Source organism: Anianabacter salinae (assembly GCF_019061145.1).
GTDB classification, from domain to species: Bacteria; Pseudomonadota; Alphaproteobacteria; order Rhodobacterales; family Rhodobacteraceae; genus Anianibacter; species Anianibacter salinarum.
Genome location: NZ_JAHQZS010000003.1, coordinates 137052 through 157708, shown reverse-complemented (window position 1 = coordinate 157708; position 20657 = coordinate 137052). Strand labels below are relative to the sequence as shown.

Here is a 20657-nt window from a genome sequence, read left to right as displayed (position 1 = left end):
AAGTCAACGTTTTGAAGGAAAGCGGTTTGCGCAGGGCGCGGGGGGCGGTCACCGCGCGCACGCGGGCCGGTCGTCAGACGCGGGTGCGCCTACGTCGGATGATCGGAAAGGATGCGATCTGGATGCCCATGCGGCAAGCGATAGACCGCGCGCCCGGTCCGCGCAAGCGCGATTTGACCGCGCAGCAAGCCGCAGCGCTTGAGTTGATGGCCGCTCCGGGGCATTCTTTGGGCAAGTGGCCTTCAACAATTGGCCATATTCTCGGGCCAGACTTGCGCCCAGGCAAAAAATCGAGGCGAGCGATGGCGAAAACGACCGACAAGATGAAGAAGGACGGCACCGAGATGCTGGTGACGGACGAACACGGCACCCAAAGCCTCGTGTTCCAGAAGACCACCAAGGCCACGCGCGACCACCGGACGTGGTTCCGGGGCGAGTCGACCAACTTCAACCCCAAGCAGGCGCAGATGATCGGCACCAACGCGGTGATCGACAACGTGCTGCACGGCTGGGCGCCCGAAAAGCCGATGCTCAAGCCCTCGACCCAGATCACCGCCTTTGGCTCGTGCTTTGCCACCAACATCTCGAAATGGCTGTCGGCGCGGAACTTCAACGTCCTGAACAAGAGCGGCGAAGACGCCGAAGACGCGAAGTCGGCCTATGTCGTCACCATGGGCGAGGGCATGGTGAACAGCTTTGTCATCCGTCAGCAGTTCGAATGGGCGTGGGAAAACAAGACCTTCGAGCAACCGCTCTGGCACGGCTACAAGGCCGAGGAATTCGGCTATGACGAGGAAATCCGGCTGGAGACCCGGAAGATCTTCGACGAGACGGAATTCTTCATCCTGACCTTCGGGCTGTCCGAGGTCTGGTATGACGAGCCCACGAACAACGTGTTCTGGCGCACCATCCCCAAGGACGTCTACGACCCCGAACGGCACAAGTTCCGGGTGTCCTCGGTCGAGGAAAACCGGGACAACATGCTGGCGATCTACGACCTGATCCGCAAGCACCGCCCGGATGCCAGGATCCTGTTCACCCTGTCGCCGATCCCGCTGATCGCCACCTTCCGCGACGTGTCCTGCCTGACCGCCAACTCGGTGTCGAAATCCGTGCTGCGCGTCGCCATCGACGAAGTCATGCGCGAGAAGCAGGACGAGGGATACCTGTATTACTGGCCGTCCTACGAGATCATCACGGACGTCTTCCGCCTGCCCTACCGCCCCGACCGCCGCCACCCGCCGCAGCCGACGCTCGACTACATCATGACCCTGTTCGAGCATGTGTGGTGCGACGAGGACGAGAAACCGTCGCTGGCCGAGGCGTGGGTCAAGGCGCAGGCGTCGGCGGGCAACATGCCGGGCGACTTCTACCGCATCACCAACCACCGCAAGCTCGAAGCGCTCGACCGCTGGCTGGCCAAGGAAAGCTTGTCGCGCGACGTTGAGCAAGACATCGCGATGCGCGAGCTGCTGATGGAGTTGCGCGCGGAGTGGACAGGGGAGCGGGAAGCGGCGGAGTGAGGGGGGCGTTTAAGGGATGAATTCTGCTAAGAAACCGCAGGCGACCCAAAATAATCCCTCAGCATGACGCAGACCAGCAGCAGAGCATAAGCATCTGACGACAACAAGAGTTCTTGCCTACGAAGCCTTAGCCGGTCTAGGTTTTCAACCATAGGTGGGGCGATAGGCGGCATATGACTGAAGTATTGCCATGGGAATTTGACGCGCGCTCGGATCGATTTTTCATCCACTTCGATGTAGATGACCACTTCCTGAAGCTGGACACCTTCGTTCAAACGGCGGAGAGTACCAGGAAGGTTATTGAGGCATTCAATAGCACCTTCTTTCAAGGTAGTTTGGACTATGAGCTGATAGTCCTGCCGCCCGAAAGCGGTACTTTTTTATCTAAACTAGCCGTCCTATTGGCCGTGCCTGGTACAGTGTTTGCGTTCCTGAATAGCGACGTAGGGTCCGCATATGTCGAAGGATTAACCGGGAAGTCGCCAGCCGATTGGGCAATGGAACTCGGGCAAGACCACCAAGAACGAATTCGAACCCTGCAAGAGTTTACGGTATTAGAAATTGAAGAGCCACAATACGGAGAGGAAGCGCTAGAGCCAACAGTGCCTATGCCTGACGATGACGAGGCCGCGTGCCGTTTGGGAGCGAAGATCGTTGTCGCAATGACGCAGGGGGTGCTCGAAAAGAGCAATGATGACCTTCGAAAAATTGGTATGGAACTTGGTGACCTACCTGACGCCCTAGACGCTCGATCTGACTTCTTCGCCGCCTGCATCGAAGATCGCGATGTAAGGCGCATTGGCTTTTCAAGCGACGACGATTTTCCCATCCCCCGTAGTCAGTTTCCCGAACGCGCGCAGAAGCCCGTCCGAAAGGAAAATGACGACGAGCCGCTAGAATGGACCGTCACAATCGAAGGTATCTACGTCACCTCACCAAACTGGGATCAGGAAGACCAGAAGGCGCGTCAATGGAAGGGCAAGGACTCGGTTCGTCGGGACTGCTATTTCGTGATTGACGACGCTGAGTTCTGGCATCTGGTGAAGCGGAAAGATTTACCCGTGGAGGTTCTGGATAATCTTAAGGTGCAGTGGGCGTTTCAGATCAGTGATGGACGCCCTAAGAACCGCCGTGTTTTGCGTGTGCTAGAGTTCAATGGGGCCAAGCTTGCTGAACCTTTGACGCCAGATGCAATTAAGGCGCGCCTTGGCGACTTCACGACAGCGTATGCGCAACGTGAGCATCCGTCACTCTTTGATGGCAGCGAGGATTGACCTACGCACAGATGTAGCGAAGATACGTTTCCTTCTGCATTACCACTGCTTCAAGAAATCAAAGCGCCGCAATCCCCCCCCTCAACTCTTCATCCGGTACCCGCTCCGGAACCACCACCAGCACAGCGTGCAGACCAGCCCCGTGCACACCGACACGATGAACAGCCCCAGCCAGGGCGAGCTGTCGGACACCCCGAGCATCCCGTAGCGCACGCCGTCGATGAGGTAGAACACCGGGTTGAGGTGGGTGATGACCTGCATCGGTGCGGGCAGCGTCTCGATCGAATAGAAGGTGCCCGACAGGAACGACAGCGGCGTGATGATGAAGTTGGTGATCGCCGCCATCTGGTCGAACTTGGTCGCAAAGATCGCCGCGACGATGCCCAGCGCGCCCAGGAACGCCGCGCCGAGGAACGAGAACACCAGCACCCAGGCGGGATTCGCCAGCCCCGCGCCCACGGTCAGCACCATGAACACCAGGATCGCGGCCGCCACGAACAGCCCGCGCGCCACCGCGCCCGTCAGGTAGCCCACCAGCAACTCGCCCGCCGACAGGGGCGGCATCAGCGTGTCGACGATGTTGCCCTGCACCTTCGCCACCATGATCGAGGACGAGGTGTTGGCGAATGCGTTCTGGATCACCGTCATCATCAGGATGCCCGGCGCAAGGAATTCGACAAAGGGCACGCCCATCACCTCGCCCCGCGCCGGGCCGATGGCCAGCGCAAAGATCGCAAGGAACAGACCCGCCGTCACCAGCGGCGCGGCCAGCGTCTGGTTCCACACCGACAGGAACCGCATGCATTCGCGTTCCGCCAGGGTATACATCCCCAGCCAGTTGACCCGCCCGAAGCGGCGTGTGCCCATTGTGCCTGTTTCGGCCATCGTTGCCTCCTTTGACTGCTCGCGGCTTGTATCCCGCCTTGCGGTGATTAGAATAGGGTCCGACACAAGATGACCAGGCGGCGCGGGGTTCCCGGGCCGCCTTGATATTGGAGACGGCCATGTCCTGGACCGACGAACGCGTTGAACTTCTCAAGAAGATGTGGGGCGAAGGCCAAAGCGCAAGCCAGATCGCAAAGGAACTTGGCGGCGTGACCCGCAACGCGGTGATCGGCAAGGTGCACCGTCTGGGGCTGTCGAACCGCACGCAAGGCACCGCCGTGCCGCCCGCCGCGCCCGCCAAGGAAAAGGCCGAGGCGCCCAAGCCCGCCGCAAAGGAGAAGGTCCTGGAAGACGCCGCCCCCGCCGAAGCCGCGCCCGAGCCGCGCCCCGACCCCGCGCCCATCGCGCGCAAGCAGATCGTGCCCGCAGGCCAGCCCTTGCCGCCGCAGCCTTCGGCGAACGAGATCAGCCCCGAGGCGCTGGCCAGCGTGCGCGAGATCGAGAAGAAGGCCAAGAAGATCAGCCTGATGGAGTTGACCGAGCGGACCTGCAAATGGCCGATCGGCGATCCGGCGACGGATGATTTCTATTTCTGCGGCCTGCCGGTGAAACAGGGCAAGCCGTATTGCGAGGCGCATGTGGGCGTCGCATTCCAGCCGATGAGCTCGCGCCGCGATCGCCGCCGCTGAGCTGCCGCTACAGGATGACAAAGGGGCGCCCACTCGGGCGCCCCTTTTTGCGTCAGTCTAGTTCCCGCCCAGCAAGTCACCCAACAGGTTGTTCAGCCCTTCCGTGGCGCGTTCTTCCAGCCCGCGCTGCAGGATCTGCTCGGCCGTCTCGCCCTCTTGCGCCTCGACGCCAAGCTCCTGTCCGATGCGGTTGCGGATCTCGGTTTCGGCCTGGCCTCGCAGGTTGTCGAGCTCTTCCTGGATTTCCTCTTGCGCCGCCGCCGCCAGATCGAGCGACACGCGCGGGCCGGACCACGGCCCCGTGATCACGACCGGCACGTTGATGTCGTCCTGCCCGTCCAGCAGCGACGGGATGATCCGCATGTCGATGGTTTGCGCCCCCAGCCCGATGGTCCCGCGCCCGCTGGCCGACGCCGCCGGGGTGACAAGGCGCAGGTCCTCTGTGCGCGCGGTGCCGCCCGCAACGGCAAAGGTCGCCGATGCGGTCTCGACCGGCGTCGCCATGTTCGGCCCGACGGCAGAGGGGTCGAGGTTCCGCAGCATCCGGTCAAGGTCGATGCCGCGGATCTCGCCGCCCGTCAGTTGCAGCGACGCGTCGCCTTCGAGGCTTTTCATCAGGGTGTCCACCGAATTGCCGACCCCCAGCAGGTTGACCGAGAAGTCTCCGCTGCTGTCGATCCGGTCCAGATCGGCCAGCGCCATCAGAAGCGCGTTCATGTCGATGTCCCGGCCGGTCAGCGCCGCCCGCGTCGACAGCCCGCCACGGCTGTTCACCACAAGGCTGCCGGACAATCCGCCGCCGTAGCCCGCAAGCTGCTGGATCTCGGTAACGGCGCGTCCGTCGGCAAGTTGCGTCACAAGGCGGGCCGCGCCGAATTGCAGCATCCCCAGATCAAGGCTGTCCGCGTTCAGTGACAGGTCCAGATCGACAGCCTGCAGCGCCGAGACGTCGATCCGGTCCGTGGGCCAGCCGGTCGGTCCGGATGTGGTGCCTTGGCCGCCCTGCCCGCCTTGGCCGCCCGTGCCCGAGCCGCCGCCTGAAGACGCCGCAGCGTTGCCGCCGCCCAGCGCCGAGAGATCCAGATCGCCCGCCGTGACCTGCGCAGTCACCTTGGGCCGCGCGCCCAGCGCGATATCCGCCGCCAGCGCGATCCGGTTCTGGTCAAGCGTGACCGACGCATCGCGGATGTTCAGGGTCTGCGCGGTATAGGTGATGTCACCCGTCAGCGCCACGGTGCGGCCCATCCCCTGCGGCAGTCCCGGCGGCGTCATGCCGAGGATGGCGAAGGGCCCGGACAGATCGCCGAGGTCGGCGTCGATGCGCCCCGACGCCGCCAGCGGCGCCAGCCCCGCGCGCCCGGTAAAGTCCACATCTGCCGATCCCAGCGTGCCGCGCACCGACACCGGGACGGCGCCATTTGCAAGGAAAGTCGACAGCCCCTCGATCCGCGCGACCGTGTCGATCCGCTGGCCGTTCATTGTCGCGGCAAAGTCGAGGTCGGCGATGCCGTTGAAATCGGGCAGCTCCACCACTGCGTCGATGTCCGTCAGGGACGAGCGGCTGCCATCGCGGCGGTCGATGTAGAGGATCGCCCCATCGCTGATCCGCGCCACGTCGAGCGAGAAGAAACGCGGGCCCGAGGCGGGGGCTTGCCCCGCTTCGCCCGCCTCACCCTGCGCCGGATCGCCCGTGGGGGCAGCCTCCGGCTCTGCCGCGCCGATTTCCCAGTTGCCGGTGCCGTCGGCGGCCCGTTCCAGGATGATCGCGGGCGCCGTCGCCGTGACCTCGCGAATGCGCACCTCGCCCCGGATCAGCGCCGCGGCATCGACCCCGATCTTCAGCCCCTCGGCGCGCAAGAGCGGGCCTTCGTCGGACCACTCCGCGTTGGCGATCTCGACTGGCCCCGTCTCGACCCCCAGCACCGGCCAGACCGTCGGGCTGACCCCGCCCGACAGCGTCATCGTGCGCCCGGTCGCGGCCTCGAAGCGCTGTTCGGCCAGCGCCGCGATGCGGTCGGCGGGCAGAAGGAACAGCAGAACCACGGCAGCGACGACAAGGCCCACGAGGGCAAAGGCAATGCGAAGTATCCAGCGCATGGGGGGCGTCCTTTCCTGAGCGTGAGGAAAGCCTAGCAGCGCCCCCGCCGGGCGGAAAGCGTCACGCGCTCACGCGACCGGCATCGCCTCGCCGTTTTCAGGGCCTTTTCCCGCGCCCCGGATGCGCGTATCTGCCGGGCCATGACCCAGAACCCGCCCGACCTGCGCCCCGACCAAGCCCGCGCCCGCATCACCGACACCGTCCGCGACGGCCAGCCGACCATCGGCATGGTCTCGCTTGGATGTCCCAAGGCGCTGGTCGACAGCGAACGCATCCTCACGCGGCTGCGGGCCGAGGGGTATGGCATCTCGGCGGACTACGCGGGCGCGGACGCGGTGATCGTGAACACATGCGGATTCCTCGACAGCGCCAAGGCCGAGAGCCTCGATGCCATCGGCGAGGCGCTTGCCGAGAATGGCCGCGTGATCGTCACGGGGTGTCTGGGGGCCGAACCCGACTACATCACTGGCGCGCATCCAAAGGTCCTCGCCGTGACCGGGCCGCACCAGTATGAACAGGTGCTCGACGCGGTGCATGCCGCCGTCCCGCCCTCGCCCGATCCCTTCGTCGACCTTTTGCCCGCGCGGGGGGTCAGCCTGACACCCCGCCACTACAGCTATCTGAAGATTTCCGAGGGCTGCAATCACGCCTGCAAGTTCTGCATCATCCCCGACATGCGCGGCAAGCTGCAGTCGCGCCCGGCAAAGGCCGTCCTGCGCGAGGCGGAAAAGCTGGTCGAGGCTGGCGTGAAGGAGCTTCTGGTCATCAGCCAGGACACATCGGCCTACGGGACCGACTGGAAGGACCGCGACGCCAAGGCGCCCATCATCCCGCTCGCCCGCGAATTGGGGCAACTCGGCGCCTGGGTGCGGCTGCACTACGTCTACCCCTACCCCCATGTGCGCGAGTTGATCCCGCTGATGGCCGAGGGGCTGGTGCTTCCCTATCTCGACATTCCGTTCCAGCACGCGCACCCGGACACCTTGCGCCGCATGGCCCGCCCCGCCGCTGCCGCGCGCACGCTGGACGAGATCGCCGCCTGGCGCGCCGACTGCCCGGACATCGCCCTGCGCTCTACCTTCATTGTCGGCTATCCCGGCGAGACCGAGGCCGAGTTCCAGACGCTGCTGGACTGGCTGGACGAGGCGCAACTCGACCGCGTGGGGTGCTTCAAGTACGAAAACGTCGCCGGGGCGCGGTCGAACGCCCTGCCGGACCATGTGCCCGAAGAGGTGAAGGACGACCGCTTTGCCCGCTTCATGGAAAAGGCCCAAGGGATTTCAGAGGCCAAGCTGGCCGCGAAGGTCGGCACGCGGCTTGAGGTGATCGTCGACGACATCGACGAAGACGGCGTCGCCACCTGCCGCACCAAGGCCGACGCCCCCGAGATCGACGGCTGCCTGTTCATCGACGAGGAGACGGAGGGGCTGTCGGTGGGTGAGATCGTGACGGTCGAGGTAGACGAGGCGGGGGAGTATGACTTGTGGGGTAGACCTGTTCAGTAGGAGAAACTCATGGCCCACCCAAGCTTTTATCGAGGTGCGGTAGCAGGCGTGACCATAGGGGCTGTCCTGGCGTTCTCGTTTTGCGCAATTCAAGAATATGAAATTTTCTACCGGCTGCGCAGCGAAGTATCTTCAATACTTACAGCATTTGTAGCCATTATTTCCGCATTTTATGCCTATTCAGGGATAGCGCGTCAGATCAAAAATACTGAAGAAGTGGAGGAAAGACGGAGATTGGCCAGACTGGAAGCCGAACGTGCAGCGCTACCAATAGCCCTCAGCAACCTAGGGAATTCTGCAGAGAACACAATAAAGGCACTGGCCTTCGATAAGGGCGTTCCAGAAAATATTTCGATCCTTAAGAATTCAAATAGACTACAATCCTCAATAGATACAATAAAATCATGCATAGAACATGATAGGAATAATGAAGCTCTTATTGGAATCATAAGAAATTTTCAGATGTGTGTCTCCAGAACTGACCGGCTGAGTGCGGATGCAAATAAGACTATTCCAGACCACAAATATGAGTTAAACGTTAAGCTAATTTTGGATTGGTTGTTGCTGCGTGAATTAATTGGAGATTGCTTTGAGTATGCTCGCGGCGAAGGCGCGCTCCCTATGCAGTTCAGGGCAAAGTCTCTAGATTCACAACTGGCTATTATGGGATTGGGCAGTCAATCAGACCTTCTCGAGGCTGCACAACTTCACCAAGGTGCGGGCGCTGTATTCTCTTCTAGTTCCGTGATTCTGACATGACCCACCCCGTCGATCTCCATGTCACCTGCCCCGATGAGGCCACAGCCGAGGCGATTGCCCGTGCCGCCATCGCCGCGCGGCTGGCGGCTTGCGCGAACCTGCAGGGTCCGGTGAAAAGCCTGTTTCACTGGGAGGGCGCGGTGGACAGCGGCACGGAATGGGCGCTGGCGTTCAAGACGCGGGACGCTTGCGCGCAAAGGCTGGTCGCGCTGATCCGGGCCGAGCATCCCTATGATCTGCCCGCGATCACCTGGACGCGGGTTCAGGCCGACGCGGACACCGCCGCCTGGATCGCGACAGAGACCGGCGGCTAGGGGCGCAGCGCCAGCAAGTCCTCGGCGTTCAGGCAATAGCCCGGCGCCGCCTCGGCGCGGGGGTGGTCGAGCATCCACAGGATGCAGGCGTCGTGCTTCACGCAGGCCCGGCAGCGCGTCACCATCGCCTCCACATCGGGCGCGCGGTCGGCCACCACGCCCAGCTTGTCCGCCATGCCCTGCATCAGGCAGTCGTGGGCATGATCGGCAAGGCGGGTCACAGCGCGGCCCTCATCAGGTCGAACTCGTGCCGGTTGGCGCAATGGTCCGGCGCAGCTTCGGCGCCTGGATGCTGCACCGGCATCGCCGCGCAGGCCTCCGTCCGGGTGCAGTCGGCGCAGTGTGCAACGATGCGTGACATTTCGCGCCGCCCGATCAGGCCGGACGACACGGCATCGGCGAGGCGCAGTCCGATGGCACGCGCCATGCCCTCTGCGCCGCGAAAGGCGCGCCCCTGCAAATAGGCCGGCATCCCGTCAGCCGGTTGCGAGGCGAGCCAGCATCTCGCCGTTGCGGCAATAGCCCGGCGCGGCAGCGGCGCCTTGCGGGTGCGCATCCATCCACGCCTCGCAGGTCTGGTCCTGGCGGCAGGACATGCAGCGGAACACGGCGCCGCGCACTTCGTCAGGGCTGACATGCGCGCGCATCATCTGCTCGGCCATGTCCACGCCGACCGTGTCGGCCATGCGGTTCACCAGGCTGGAACGGCGGTTGAGCTTTTCCATGATCGACATTTCGGCGTCTCCTCTCTGCGTGATGTTCACCGCAGACTGGACGGCCCGAAACCGCCGCGCCTTGATCCCGATCAAGTCACCTGATCTGCGACAACACCCGCTGCACCGTCGCGACCCGGTCGCCGTTCGGCGGATGCGTCCCGAGGAACCGGTTGCCGGGATCGGGAATGCGCGTGAAGTATTCCGCGCCGCGCGCCGGGTCATAGCCCGCCTGATACGCGATGACCGTGCCGAGCGCGTCGGCCTCCAGCTCGAAATCCTTGGCAAAGCTGCGCGCACCCACCTGCGCGCCAAGGCGGCTGACCTGCTCGGCGGTGGCGGCATTCGCCCCGCCCAGCGTCGCCAGCGCCCCGGCCAGAAGCGCACCCTGCATCGCAGAGGCCTGCACGCGCGGGATATGCCCCTCGATATGGTGCGCCGCCTCGTGCCCGAGGATGAACGCCAGCTCGTCCTGATTCCGCGCGTCCGCGATCAGCGCCACGGTAAAGCCGATCACCGGGCGCCCGGCGTCGTTCAGTGTCTGGAACGCGTTCGGCGGCTGGTTGGGGCGGCTGTCGACGGCGATCTGGAAATCGCAATCCACGCCGCGCGTGCGCTCGCGGCAGACCTGCTCTGCGATGGGTTCCACCCGGTCCACCACGGCGACGAAATTGTCGGCGGCCTGCCGGGCCGAGGGCGGCGCGCCGGGCGGCAGCTGCGATGTCGGGCCCGGCGCGGGCGGCGGGGCGGGGACTGCGCAGGCGGACAGGACAAGAAGAAGCGGGAGGATCAGGCGGATCATGCGTGGGCCTTTCGGCAGACGTGCGCGGTTGCTGGCGACCCTAGCAAATTCGCCGCCCGGTGCCAGTGGCAAGCGCGTGATCGGCGGTTTGCGCCCGCCGCGGCTCCGTGCAAGGCTGGACGGGACACACGCCAAAGGCCGGGAGACCCGCGATGTTCACCATCGAGCACGATTTCGACGCCACCGTCGTCACGCTGGTCGACGAAGGCGCGCCGCACCTGCAGGAAGACATTACCATCAACGCCTTCGAGGATTGCGTGACGCTGGAACAGCTCGATCCGGTCAGCGACACGGTGCAGAAGGTCACCCTGTCGATGACGCAGCTGCGCGACCTGTCGGCGGCGCTGAAGTTGCCCGAAGGCGTCTACCGGCTGCGGCCCGCCGGATCCTGAGGACTCATTCCACCCGGAACGTCTTGTCGCGCGAGGTCTCGCCGCGCACCAGCGTCAGGCGGGATTTCGGGATGCCGATCGCCTTGGCCAGCAGCCGGACCACCTCGGCCGTGGCTTTGCCGTCTTCCGGCACCGTCGACACCTGAACGCGGATCTTGCCGTCGCGCAGGGTCACGTCATTGCGCGATGCCTTGGGCGTGACGCGCACGGCGAACAAGGTGCCGGGCGCAGCAAGGTGGCGAAGGTCGATCATGCTGGTCTGGCCTTTCCCCCCGGACGCGCGCAGCCTAGTCTCTCGCAGCGCAGCACGCCACAAGGAGGAACCATGCCGCGGACGGGATTTTTCTGGAGCGAACGCTGTTTCTGGCACGCAGGCTATGGCTATGCGATGACCATGTCCGAGGGCGGGCTGGTGCAGCCGATGGTCGCGGGCGGGTTGCCCGAGGCGCCCGAGACCAAGCGGCGTCTCAAGAACCTGGTCGAGGTGTCGGGGCTGGCCGGTGATCTGGCGATGCAGGGCGCCGAGGCTGCGGACCGCAGGGCGCTGGAGCGGGTGCACCCCGCCGCCTTCCTTGACCACTTCAAAGAGGTGTCCGACGCGGGCGGCGGCGAGATCGGCCTGCGCACGCCCTTTGGGCGCGGCGGCTACGAGATCGCGGCGCTGTCGGCCGGTCTGACGGTGGCGGCGCTGCGGTCGGTGCTGAAGGGCGAGGTGCAGAATGCCTATGCCCTGTCGCGCCCGCCGGGGCACCATTGCCTGCCGGACTGGCCGAACGGGTTCTGCCTGCTCAACAACATCGGCGTCGCGGTACGCGCGGCGCAGGCGGACGGGTTGGCGCGGCGCGTGGCTGTCGTCGACTGGGACGTGCACCACGGCAACGGGACCGAGGCGGTGTTCTGGGACGATCCCGACGTCCTGACCATCTCGGTGCACCAGGAACGGAACTATCCGCTCGACACCGGCGAGGCCGAGGCAACGGGCGGCGCGGGCGCAGAAGGCGCGAACATGAACATCCCCCTGCCCCCGGGCGGCGGTCACAAGGTCTACATGGACGTGATGGAGCGGCTGATCCTGCCAAAGCTGCGCGCCTTCAGGCCCGACGCCATCGTCGTCGCCTGCGGCTACGATGCGTCGGCCTTCGACCCCTTAGGCCGGATGATGGCCACCGCCGAGACGTTCCGCCTGATGACGCGTGCGGTGATGCAAGCGGCGGACGATCTGTGCGGCGGGCGGCTGCTTCTGGTCCATGAGGGCGGCTATTCCGAGGTGCATGTGCCGTTCTGCGGCCACGCCGTGCTCGAGGAACTGTCGGGGAGCGGCCATGCCGCCCCCGATCCGATGGCGGCGACGCTGGAGAAACGACAGCCGGGCGCGCGGATGGATGCCGCCCATGCGGCGCTGGTAGACGACTATGTGCAGCAATTCGGGCTGGAGCGGCTTGAAACCTGACTGTTTTTGTCTGACATCAGGCCCAGCATAGAAAGGTATCCCATGCCCGCACCCAATCCCGCCGCGCTCGACTTCCTGCTCACCCGGCGTTCTCGCCCTGCCAAGACCCTGACGACGCCCGTGCCAAGCCGCGATGACTTGCGGCCCATCCTGACCGCCGCCGCCCGCACGCCGGATCACGGCAAGCTGGAGCCGTGGCGCTTCATCGTGCTGGAGAAGCCCGCGCTGGACCGTCTTGCCGCACTGGTGGTGGCGCATGGCCCGGCCCTCGGCAAGGCCGAGGAGGACGTCGCCAAGGCCCGCTCGCAATACGCCGACGGGCATCTTGCCGTGGCCGTGGTCGAGGTGCAAAAGCCGTCCGGCAAGATCCCGGCGCTGGAACTGACCTATTCGGCAGGCGCGGTCTGCCTGGCGCTGCTGAACGCGGCACTGGCGGCGGGTTGGGGCGCGAACTGGCTGTCGGGCTGGCCAAGCCATGACCGCCGCTTCATGGCCGAAGGCTTTGGTCTGGCCGAGAACGAGCGCATTGCGGGCCTGATCCACATCGGGACCGAGACGAACCCGCCGCCAGAGCGCCCGCGCCCCGACTTGGATGCCATCACCACCTGGGCCACGTCTTGATACTGTCGGATTTCCTCAAGGCACTGGCGCAGCTTGGCGATCCGCGGTTCCGGGGCGTGCTGGCCAAGGGCCTCGGCCTGACGCTGGCCCTGCTGGTCGCCGTCTATGCACTGACCTTCTGGGGCGTCGGGCTGCTGTTGCCCGACAGCTTCAGCCTTCCCTGGATTGGCGAGATCACATGGGTCGACGACATCGCCTCGGGCGCGTCGGTGATCCTGATGATGGGGCTGTCGGTGTTCCTGATGGTGCCTGTCGCTTCGGCCTTCACCGGGATCTTTCTCGACGATGTGGCAGACGCCGTGGAACAGTCGCACTACCCCGGCCTGCCCCCGCCGATCCGCTTTGGCCTGGCCGAGAACCTGAGTCAGAGCCTTGCGTTCCTTGGCACGGTCATCGCCGCGAACGTCGTCGCGCTGGTGCTTTACCTGTTCCTCGCCCCGTTCGCGCCGCTGATCTTCTGGTCGCTGAACGGCTTTCTTCTGGGCCGCGAGTATTTTCAGCTTGTCGCCCTGCGCCGGATGCCTCCGCCCGAGGCCAAGCGCCTGCGCGCCCGCCACGGGCTACAGATATGGCTGGCCGGGGCGCTGATGGCGGTGCCGCTGACAATTCCGGTGGTGAACCTGTTGGTCCCGGTGCTGGGCGCCGCGACCTTCACGCACCTGTTTCACCGGCTCAGGTCTCGCCCATCCGGTTGAACATGTCGATGTCGTCAACCGTCACCAGTCCGGTGACGATGACGCCTGCGATGATCGCCCAGACCACGAAGGCGATGATCGAGGTCTGCAGGAACTTGCGCCTCAGGTTCAGGTTCGCGGGCGATCCGGCATGGGTGCCGGGCTCGATCTTGCCCTCGTCGCCTTGTGTGCGCAGCCCGATGGGCAGAAGCACGAACAGCGTCATGAACCAGATGACCGCGTAAAGAACGAGACCAGAGACGGGGCCCATCAGACCTGCTCCAGCTCGACGAGGGTTCCGGTGAAATCCTTGGGGTGCAGGAACAGGACCGGCTTGCCGTGTGCGCCGATCTTCGGCTCGCCGTCACCCAGCACCCGCGCGCCCTGCGCCTTCAGCCGGTCGCGCGCCGCAAGGATGTCGTCGACCTCGTAGCAGACATGGTGGATGCCGCCCGACGGGTTCTTGTCGAGAAAGCCGCGGATCGGACTGTCCTCGCCCAAGGGATACAGCAGTTCGATCTTGGTGTTCGGCAGTTCGATGAACACGACCGTCACGCCGTGGTCGGGTTCGTCCTGCGGCGCGCCGACATCGGCGCCCAGCGTGTCACGATAGAGCGCCGAGGCCGCATCGAGGTCGGGCACGGCGATGGCGACATGGTTCAGGCGTCCGATCATGGGGCGGGTCCTTTTCATCGTGGTGCGGGCGTTATGTCGGGATGGCACGGCCCCTGCAAGAGACGTGACGCCGCGCCCCTTAACCACTCGTTCACGATGGGGCGTCTAGCCTCTGAATATCGTGATTGAGGACACTGCCATGCCCGATTCGAACCCGCTGGATCTTGCGCCCTGCACCCGTCCGACCGCCGACCGCCCGCTGGCCGGGATCACCGTGCTGGTGGTCGAGGACAGCCGATACGCATCTGAAGCGGTCAGGCTCTTGTGCCTGCGTTCAGGCGCACGGCTGCGCCGCGCCGACAGCCTTGCCGCCGCAGATCGCCACCTCAAGGTCTACCGCCCGACCGTGATCCTGGTCGATGTGGGGTTGCCGGATGGCTCGGGGCTCGACCTGATCGAGCGGCTGAACCGGTCCGAGCCGCGCATCCCCGCGATCATCGCGATGAGCGGTGAGGATACCGCGCTGAGCACCGCGCTCATGGCGGGTGCCAATGCCGCCCTGGCAAAACCGCTTGGCGATCTGGGGGCGTTTCAGGAAACCCTGCTGGGCGCGCTGCCGCCCGACTATCGCCCAAATGGCCCGCGCAAGATTTCGCACGAAACGGTGGCGCCGGATGTCATGGCCCTGCACGATGATTATGCCCGCGTGGTCGAGATGATCGGCGGACAGGATCTCGATCACAGCATCGACTACGTCGCGCAGTTCCTGACCGGGCTGGGCCGCGCCGCGCAGGATACCGATCTTGAGACCGCGGCGACCACCCTGCGCCGCCGCCACGAACGCGGCGCCCCGATGCTGGGCGACATGGCGCGGGTCGCGGGGCTCTTGCAGGATCGCCTGTCGCGCCGCGCGGCCGTCTAGCCGCGTCCTGCTAGCGCGGGGTCGCGCGCCACAAGGATCGGCGCGGTCAGCTCCGAAAGGGACTGACGTTGGCGCCCCTCCGCGTCGAAATTCGCAAGGTCGAGCCAGGTCTTGAAGGCGGCTTGCAGGGCAGGCCATTCGGCATCGATGGCGGCAAACCACGCGGTGTCGCGGTTGCGCCCCTTCACCACGGCGGCCTGCCGAAAGATGCCCTCGTAAGACAGGCCAAGCCGCTGCGCCGCCCGGCGCGAGCCAAGGTTCAGCGCATTGCACTTCCATTCATAGCGGCGATACCCGGCGCCAAAGGCCCACCTCATCATCAGGTACATCGCCTCGGTCGCGGCGGGGGTGCGCTGCAAGGCCGGCGCGAAATTGATGTGCCCGACCTCGATGCTGCCTGCCGCGGGGGTGATCCGCAGATAACTGGCGACCCCGCCCCACTGCCCGGTCGTGCGGTCCATGATGGCATAGAACATCGGATCGGCGCCAAGGGCGCTGTCCTGCATCCAGTCCAGATAGGCGGCTTCGGTGCCGAACGGACCGTAGGGCAGCCATTTCCAGATCGCATCGTCCTCCGCGTTCGCCGCATGCAGCGCAGCCGCGTGCCGGACCCCAAGCCGCTCGAGCCGCGCGAGGCGCCCCTCCATGACGTCCGGCCCCGGCAGGGGCGGCGGCGTCCAGCCGGGAACAAGCGGTGCGTCGGCGGGGTGGGGCATCAGCGAATCATTCCTCGACAAACTTCGAAAGTATGGGCACATTCAAGAGAAACATATTATTTGCCAACGCCTTGAAGGAAAGGGGCCATTTCATGGCTTGGTTAGCAATTTACTACGAATGCCCAACCTGTTGCGAAGTATGGGACGAAGAATGGTCCTGTGCTTGCGATAGTCGTTGTCCGGCTTGCGGATGCTCTGATGTTTCCCCTGCAGGAACCGACGACCTTTCCATCCTTGTTTCCCCTGCTGAGACTGGTCGATATTCTGTCTCAGTTTCAAAGCGTGATGCTGAGGATGATCCAAAGTACGAGAAGCTTGCGAGCTTCGTCAAATTTGAGAACGCCATTCGATTCTCTAAATCGACAGTCCTCTTCAGAAATACCGTATGAAACGAGGGTTTGAGGAAGCGCCACAACAATTCCATGGCGCCACGCAAGTCGCTCGCTATGACACAGAAAATTGGGCCGCCCGGTGGATGTATTGCCCGAACTGTGGCAATTCCAAGCTATCGCGCTTCACGGCCAATCGACCTGTCGCGGACTTTTATTGCGCAGATTGCGGTGATCAATACGAACTCAAGAGCCAAACCCGGAAGTTTGGTCGAAAGATTGCAAACGGCGCATTTCGAACGAAAATGGAACGTCTAGCGTCAGATTCCTCACCAAACTTGATCTTACTTCAGTAAGATCGCAATGAGCGAACCGTAGACAACATGTTTGTTGTGCCAAAGCGCTTCTTTGTTCAATCCGTTGTCGAGAAGAGACCGCCATTAAAGGCGACTGCGCGTCGCGCAGGATGGATAGGGTCAAACATACTGCTAGGTCAGATCCCGCAATCTGGCAGAATACCGATCATCGAAAATGGCATCATTAGGCCAAGACACCAAGTTCTTGATGATTGGAAGCGCACCTACTTTGTCGGCAATCGGACAGGGGCCGCGAGAGGTTGGCTAGTCGACGTAATGCGCTGTGTAGACCAGTGCGGGACAGGCGAGTTCTCAATATCAGACGTGTATGCTTTCGAGCATCACTTGACTCTTCTCTATCCAGAAAACGCTAACGTCCGTCCGAAGATACGTCAACAGTTACAAGTACTTCGCGACAACGGGCACATCGCATTCCTTGGTGGCGGAAGGTATCGCAGGCTGTAGCCCCATCACTCCTCTCGCGGCAGGACGCGCAGGCCCAGTTCGCGGAGTTGCTCGTTCATCGGCTCGGACGGGGCGCCCATCATCAGGTCTTCGGCGCGCTGGTTCATCGGGAACATGATGACCTCGCGGATGTTCGCCTCGTCGGCCAGCAGCATCACCATCCGGTCGATGCCCGCCGCACAGCCGCCGTGGGGCGGGGCGCCGTAGCGGAAGGCGTTGACCATGCCGCCGAAGCGCTTTTCCACCTCGTCGCGGCCATAGCCCGCAACCTCGAACGCCTTGAACATGATGTCGGGGCGGTGGTTCCGGATCGCGCCCGAGATCAGTTCATAGCCGTTGCAGGCCAAGTCATACTGATAGCCGAGCACGTCCAGCGGGTCGCCGTTCAGCGCGTCCATCCCGCCTTGCGGCATCGAGAACGGATTGTGCGAAAAGTCGATCGCGCCGGTTTCCTCGTCCTTCTCGTACATCGGGAAATCGACGATCCAGGCAAAGGCGAAGCGGTCCTTGTCCGTCAGGCCCAGCTCCTCGCCGATGGTGTCGCGCGCCTTGGACGCGACCCGCTGGAACGCATCCGGCTTGCCGCCAAGGAAGAACGCCGCGTCGCCGACGCCAAGGCCAAGCTGCTGGCGGATCGCCTCGGTCCGCTCGGGTCCGATGTTCTTGGCGAGGGGGCCGGCGGCCTCCATATACTTCGACCATAGGGCAGCAACGCTGTCCAAGTCTCCGCTCTCTTGGATCTTTTCGAGCATCCTTGCCAACAACTTGCTGTCGATGGCGGAAATTGGCTGGTTCTTACGGATAGGTGTCCCGCCAGACTCAGCCACAGCATCACCATAAACTGAGGCAATTCGTTGTAGAAACTCCTCGTCTACCGTCTCCTCGGTCTTCGGACGCCAGAAGATATACCCCATGCCCGGCAGGCCCTCTTTCTGGGCAAAGGCGTTCATGCGGTCACAGAACTTGCGGCTGCCGCCCGTGGGCGCAGGGATAGCGCGGATCTCGGTGCCGTCCTGCTCCAGAAGCTTGGCGAAGATCGCAAAGCCAGAGTCGCGGAAATGCTCTGACACGACCTGCATTTGAATCGGATTGCGCAGGTCGGGCTTGTCGGTGCCGTATTTCGCCAGCGCGTCGGCATAGGTGATCTGCGGCCACTCGGCATCGACCTTGCGGCCGCCGCCAAACTGCTCGAACATGCCCCGGATAACCGGTTGGATGGCGGCGAACACGTCGTCCTGCGTCACAAAGCTCATCTCGAGGTCAAGCTGGTAGAAATCGGTGGGCGAGCGGTCGGCGCGCGGGTCTTCGTCGCGGAAACAGGGCGCGATCTGGAAATACTTGTCGAAGCCCGACACCATGATCAGCTGCTTGAACTGCTGGGGGGCCTGCGGCAGCGCGTAGAACTTGCCGGGATGCAGGCGCGACGGCACCAGGAAGTCGCGCGCGCCCTCGGGGGACGAGGCGGTGATGATCGGCGTCTGGAACTCGGTGAACCCCTGCCCCCACATGCGCTGGCGCAGGTCGGCAACGACGCGGCTGCGCAGCATCATGTTCTCGTGCAGCTTGGTGCGGCGCAGGTCGAGGAAGCGGTAGCGAAGGCGCGTTTCCTCGGGGTATTCCTGATCGCCGAACACCATCAGCGGCAGTTCCTCGGCGGCGCCGAGGATCTCGATGTCGCGGATGTAGACCTCGATCTCGCCGGTGGGGATCTTGGTGTTCACGAGGCTGGCGTCGCGCGCCTTCACGGTGCCGTCGATGCGGATGCAGTATTCCGAGCGGACCTTCTCGGCCTGCGCAAAAACCGGGCTGTCGGGATCGCACAGCACCTGCGTGATGCCGTAGTGGTCGCGCAGGTCGATGAACAGCACGCCGCCGTGGTCGCGGACGCGGTGGACCCATCCGGCAAGGCGAACGGTCTCGCCCACGTTGTCATGGCGAAGGTCGGCGCAGGTGTGGCTGCGATAGGCGTGCATGGCGAAAATGTCCTGTTCAGCAAGGCGTGCGGGGCGCCGGGCCGATACACCGTGACGGGGCCGGGAAGTCAAGGCGCGCGCGCCACAACGTCAAGGCGGACGGTGTTTCCGCGCGCAACTGGCGACGGCGCAAGTCCGGGGGGCTGCCTGATTTTCGGGCGGCGGCGCCGGATGCCCCAACGGCATCTTGCCCGAAACGGCTTGATTTCCAGACAGAATGTCGCAGATTTGAGGGAAAACGCGGCGTCAGTGACGGCCGGAGCCGATGACCCGCGGTCTCTTGCGGGGCCCAAGCGCCCCCCCTGCAAGGAGTGGTGGCAATGTGGAACACGCTTTTCGATCGCGCCATCGGGCAGATCATCACCTCGGGCACGCTGATCGTCGAGATGCCGGATGGCGCCGTCACCCGCTACGGTGATGGCACCGGAACACCGATCCGCGTGACGATCAAGGACCCCGCCCTGCCGCGCCGGATCATGATGAGCCCGGACCTTGGCGTTGGCGAGGGCTATATGGAGGGCACCTTCGTCATCGAGGATGACGACCTGCGCGGGTTCCTGACGCTGGCGATCCGCAACTCGGCCAAGACCTTCGGCCGGTTCAACGTGCACACCCTTGGCAACCACCTGCGCGCGCTGGTGCGATGGGCGCAGCAATACAACCCCGTCGGCAAGGCGCAGAAGAACGTCGCGCATCATTATGACCTGTCGGGCGAGCTGTATGACCTCTTTCTCGACGCCGACAAGCAATACTCCTGCGCCTATTTCCGCGCGCCCGATGTCAGCCTGGAACAGGCGCAGATCGACAAGAAGAACCACATCGCGGGCAAGCTGCTGATCGAGCCGGGGATGAAGGTGCTGGACATCGGCTGCGGCTGGGGCGGCATGGGGATCACGCTGGCGCGCGACTATGGCGCCAAGGTGCTGGGCGTCACCCTGTCCGAGGAACAGCACAAGGTCGCCACGCGCCGCGCAGAAGAGGCCGGGCTTTCGGACCGCGTCGAATTCCGTCTGACCGATTACCGCAATGTGCAGGACAGCTTTGACCGCATCGTGTCGGTCGGCATGTTCGAGCATGTCGGCGCGCCGCATTACCGCGAGTATTTCCGGCATGTGAAGGACAAGCTGACGCCAGACGGCGTCGCGCTGATCCATACCATCGGGCGCGCCACGCCCCCCGGCGCGACAAGCCCCTGGATCGCCAAGTACATCTTTCCGGGCGGCTACATCCCTGCGATGTCCGAAGCGATGGCGGCGGTCGAGAAGGCAGACCTTTATCCAACCGACGTCGAGGTCTGGCGCCTGCACTATGCCGAGACGCTGAAGCATTGGCACGAACGGTTCGTGGTCAACATCGACCGCGCGCGCGAGATCTATGATGAGCGATTCTGCCGGATGTGGCGGTATTACCTGCTGGCCTCCGAACTGACCTTCCGGCTGAACCGGCAATGCGTGTTCCAGTTCCAGCTGGCCCGCAGGCAGGACGCCGTGCCGCTGACCCGCGACTATCTCTACCGCGACGATGTCTCTGCCGGGGCAGCGCCGCAAAAGGCCACCGCACCGCAGGCCGCCGAATAGCGCGG

23 protein-coding genes and 1 pseudogene are annotated in these 20657 nt (G+C 64.1%); 13 read left to right on the top strand and 11 right to left on the bottom strand.

Features of this window, described 5'->3' with window-relative positions:
- Positions 1 to 302 precede the first annotated feature (302 nt).
- Together KTJ87_RS09700 and KTJ87_RS09695 are read left to right on the top strand one after the other, a co-directional pair.
- Positions 303 to 1523 (top strand): GSCFA domain-containing protein, encoded by a 1221-nt coding sequence (locus KTJ87_RS09700; protein WP_267138919.1) that lies wholly within the window; start codon positions 303 to 305, stop codon positions 1521 to 1523.
- Positions 1524 to 1696: 173 nt separating this feature from the next.
- Positions 1697 to 2797 (top strand): hypothetical protein, encoded by a 1101-nt coding sequence (locus KTJ87_RS09695; RefSeq protein WP_267138918.1) that lies wholly within the window; start codon positions 1697 to 1699, stop codon positions 2795 to 2797.
- Positions 2798 to 2878: 81 nt separating this feature from the next.
- Here KTJ87_RS09695 and KTJ87_RS09690 read toward each other — a convergent pair whose 3' ends face one another.
- Positions 2879 to 3682: an ABC transporter permease gene (locus tag KTJ87_RS09690; protein WP_267138917.1), complete on the bottom strand. Its 804-nt coding sequence runs from the start codon at positions 3680 to 3682 to the stop codon at positions 2879 to 2881.
- Between the two features lie 119 nt (positions 3683 to 3801).
- On the opposite strand from KTJ87_RS09690, the gene KTJ87_RS09685 reads away from it, so the two are divergent.
- A complete protein-coding gene (locus tag KTJ87_RS09685; RefSeq protein ID WP_267138916.1) occupies positions 3802 to 4371 on the top strand; it encodes a GcrA family cell cycle regulator in 570 nt (189 codons plus the stop codon).
- Positions 4372 to 4428: 57 nt separating this feature from the next.
- Here KTJ87_RS09685 and KTJ87_RS09680 read toward each other — a convergent pair whose 3' ends face one another.
- Positions 4429 to 6468: an AsmA family protein gene (locus KTJ87_RS09680; RefSeq protein WP_267138915.1), complete on the bottom strand. Its 2040-nt coding sequence runs from the start codon at positions 6466 to 6468 to the stop codon at positions 4429 to 4431.
- Positions 6469 to 6609: 141 nt separating this feature from the next.
- Here KTJ87_RS09680 and rimO point away from each other — a divergent pair, with 141 nt between their 5' ends.
- The 3 genes from rimO to cutA are packed head-to-tail and all read left to right on the top strand — an operon-like array spanning position 6610 to position 9047.
- Positions 6610 to 7974, top strand: coding sequence for a 30S ribosomal protein S12 methylthiotransferase RimO (gene rimO / locus KTJ87_RS09675; protein WP_267138914.1), 1365 nt, complete (start codon positions 6610 to 6612; stop codon positions 7972 to 7974).
- Between the two features lie 9 nt (positions 7975 to 7983).
- The gene (locus KTJ87_RS09670; RefSeq protein WP_267138913.1) at positions 7984 to 8733 is read left to right on the top strand and encodes a hypothetical protein; all 750 of its coding nucleotides are present in this window, start codon (positions 7984 to 7986) and stop codon (positions 8731 to 8733) included.
- Positions 8730 to 9047 (top strand): divalent-cation tolerance protein CutA, encoded by a 318-nt coding sequence (gene cutA, locus KTJ87_RS09665; RefSeq protein WP_267138912.1) that lies wholly within the window; start codon positions 8730 to 8732, stop codon positions 9045 to 9047. Before KTJ87_RS09670 ends, cutA begins: the two co-directional genes overlap by 4 nt.
- Here the strand turns inward: cutA and KTJ87_RS09660 are convergent.
- The 4 genes from KTJ87_RS09660 to KTJ87_RS09645 form a co-directional block, all read right to left on the bottom strand.
- Positions 9044 to 9268 (bottom strand): DUF6455 family protein, encoded by a 225-nt coding sequence (locus tag KTJ87_RS09660; protein WP_267138911.1) that lies wholly within the window; start codon positions 9266 to 9268, stop codon positions 9044 to 9046. The two genes, cutA and KTJ87_RS09660, sit on opposite strands and share 4 nt — an antisense overlap.
- A complete protein-coding gene (locus KTJ87_RS09655; RefSeq protein WP_267138910.1) occupies positions 9265 to 9519 on the bottom strand; it encodes a DUF6455 family protein in 255 nt (84 codons plus the stop codon). Before KTJ87_RS09655 ends, KTJ87_RS09660 begins: the two co-directional genes overlap by 4 nt.
- A 4-nt stretch (positions 9520 to 9523) precedes the next feature.
- Complete coding sequence (locus KTJ87_RS09650) at positions 9524 to 9781, bottom strand: DUF6455 family protein (RefSeq protein ID WP_267138909.1); 258 nt, start codon at positions 9779 to 9781, stop codon at positions 9524 to 9526.
- A gap of 76 nt (positions 9782 to 9857) precedes the next feature.
- Positions 9858 to 10562 carry a M48 family metallopeptidase gene (locus KTJ87_RS09645; RefSeq protein ID WP_267138908.1) on the bottom strand — a complete coding sequence of 235 codons (705 nt, stop codon included), beginning with the start codon at positions 10560 to 10562 and terminating at the stop codon, positions 9858 to 9860.
- A 152-nt stretch (positions 10563 to 10714) separates the two neighbouring features.
- Here KTJ87_RS09645 and KTJ87_RS09640 point away from each other — a divergent pair, with 152 nt between their 5' ends.
- The gene (locus KTJ87_RS09640; RefSeq protein ID WP_267138907.1) at positions 10715 to 10954 is read left to right on the top strand and encodes a hypothetical protein; all 240 of its coding nucleotides are present in this window, start codon (positions 10715 to 10717) and stop codon (positions 10952 to 10954) included.
- 4 nt (positions 10955 to 10958) lie between these two features.
- Here KTJ87_RS09640 and KTJ87_RS09635 read toward each other — a convergent pair whose 3' ends face one another.
- Entirely contained in the window at positions 10959 to 11207 is a 249-nt protein-coding gene (locus KTJ87_RS09635) for a DUF167 domain-containing protein (protein WP_267138906.1), read from the bottom strand.
- A gap of 72 nt (positions 11208 to 11279) precedes the next feature.
- Here KTJ87_RS09635 and KTJ87_RS09630 point away from each other — a divergent pair, with 72 nt between their 5' ends.
- The 3 genes from KTJ87_RS09630 to KTJ87_RS09620 are packed head-to-tail and all read left to right on the top strand — an operon-like array spanning position 11280 to position 13720.
- Positions 11280 to 12404 (top strand): class II histone deacetylase, encoded by a 1125-nt coding sequence (locus KTJ87_RS09630; protein ID WP_267138905.1) that lies wholly within the window; start codon positions 11280 to 11282, stop codon positions 12402 to 12404.
- 42 nt (positions 12405 to 12446) lie between these two features.
- Positions 12447 to 13025, top strand: coding sequence for a nitroreductase family protein (locus KTJ87_RS09625; protein ID WP_267138904.1), 579 nt, complete (start codon positions 12447 to 12449; stop codon positions 13023 to 13025).
- Positions 13022 to 13720: an EI24 domain-containing protein gene (locus KTJ87_RS09620; RefSeq protein WP_267138903.1), complete on the top strand. Its 699-nt coding sequence runs from the start codon at positions 13022 to 13024 to the stop codon at positions 13718 to 13720. The genes KTJ87_RS09625 and KTJ87_RS09620 overlap by 4 nt, the downstream gene beginning before the upstream one ends.
- Here KTJ87_RS09620 and KTJ87_RS09615 read toward each other — a convergent pair.
- Together KTJ87_RS09615 and mce are read right to left on the bottom strand one after the other, a co-directional pair.
- On the bottom strand, positions 13698 to 13970 hold the full coding sequence (locus KTJ87_RS09615) for a DUF1467 family protein (RefSeq protein ID WP_267138902.1): 273 nt from the start codon (positions 13968 to 13970) through the stop codon (positions 13698 to 13700). The genes KTJ87_RS09620 and KTJ87_RS09615 overlap by 23 nt on opposite strands.
- Entirely contained in the window at positions 13970 to 14374 is a 405-nt protein-coding gene (mce, locus tag KTJ87_RS09610) for a methylmalonyl-CoA epimerase (protein ID WP_267138901.1), read from the bottom strand. Before mce ends, KTJ87_RS09615 begins: the two co-directional genes overlap by 1 nt.
- Before the next feature lie 139 nt (positions 14375 to 14513).
- On the opposite strand from mce, the gene KTJ87_RS09605 reads away from it, so the two are divergent.
- Entirely contained in the window at positions 14514 to 15236 is a 723-nt protein-coding gene (locus KTJ87_RS09605; RefSeq protein ID WP_267138900.1) for a response regulator, read from the top strand.
- Here KTJ87_RS09605 and KTJ87_RS09600 read toward each other — a convergent pair.
- Complete coding sequence (locus KTJ87_RS09600; protein WP_267138899.1) at positions 15233 to 15952, bottom strand: GNAT family N-acetyltransferase; 720 nt, start codon at positions 15950 to 15952, stop codon at positions 15233 to 15235. The two genes, KTJ87_RS09605 and KTJ87_RS09600, sit on opposite strands and share 4 nt — an antisense overlap.
- A 385-nt stretch (positions 15953 to 16337) precedes the next feature.
- On the opposite strand from KTJ87_RS09600, the pseudogene KTJ87_RS18160 reads away from it, so the two are divergent.
- Positions 16338 to 17102 (top strand): annotated as a pseudogene (locus KTJ87_RS18160) (DpnI domain-containing protein).
- Between the two features lie 5 nt (positions 17103 to 17107).
- Here the strand turns inward: KTJ87_RS18160 and aspS are convergent.
- Entirely contained in the window at positions 17108 to 19075 is a 1968-nt protein-coding gene (gene aspS / locus KTJ87_RS09595; protein ID WP_267138898.1) for an aspartate--tRNA ligase, read from the bottom strand.
- A 320-nt stretch (positions 19076 to 19395) separates the two neighbouring features.
- On the opposite strand from aspS, the gene KTJ87_RS09590 reads away from it, so the two are divergent.
- Entirely contained in the window at positions 19396 to 20652 is a 1257-nt protein-coding gene (locus KTJ87_RS09590) for an SAM-dependent methyltransferase (RefSeq protein WP_267138897.1), read from the top strand.
- Positions 20653 to 20657: the final 5 nt, after the last annotated feature.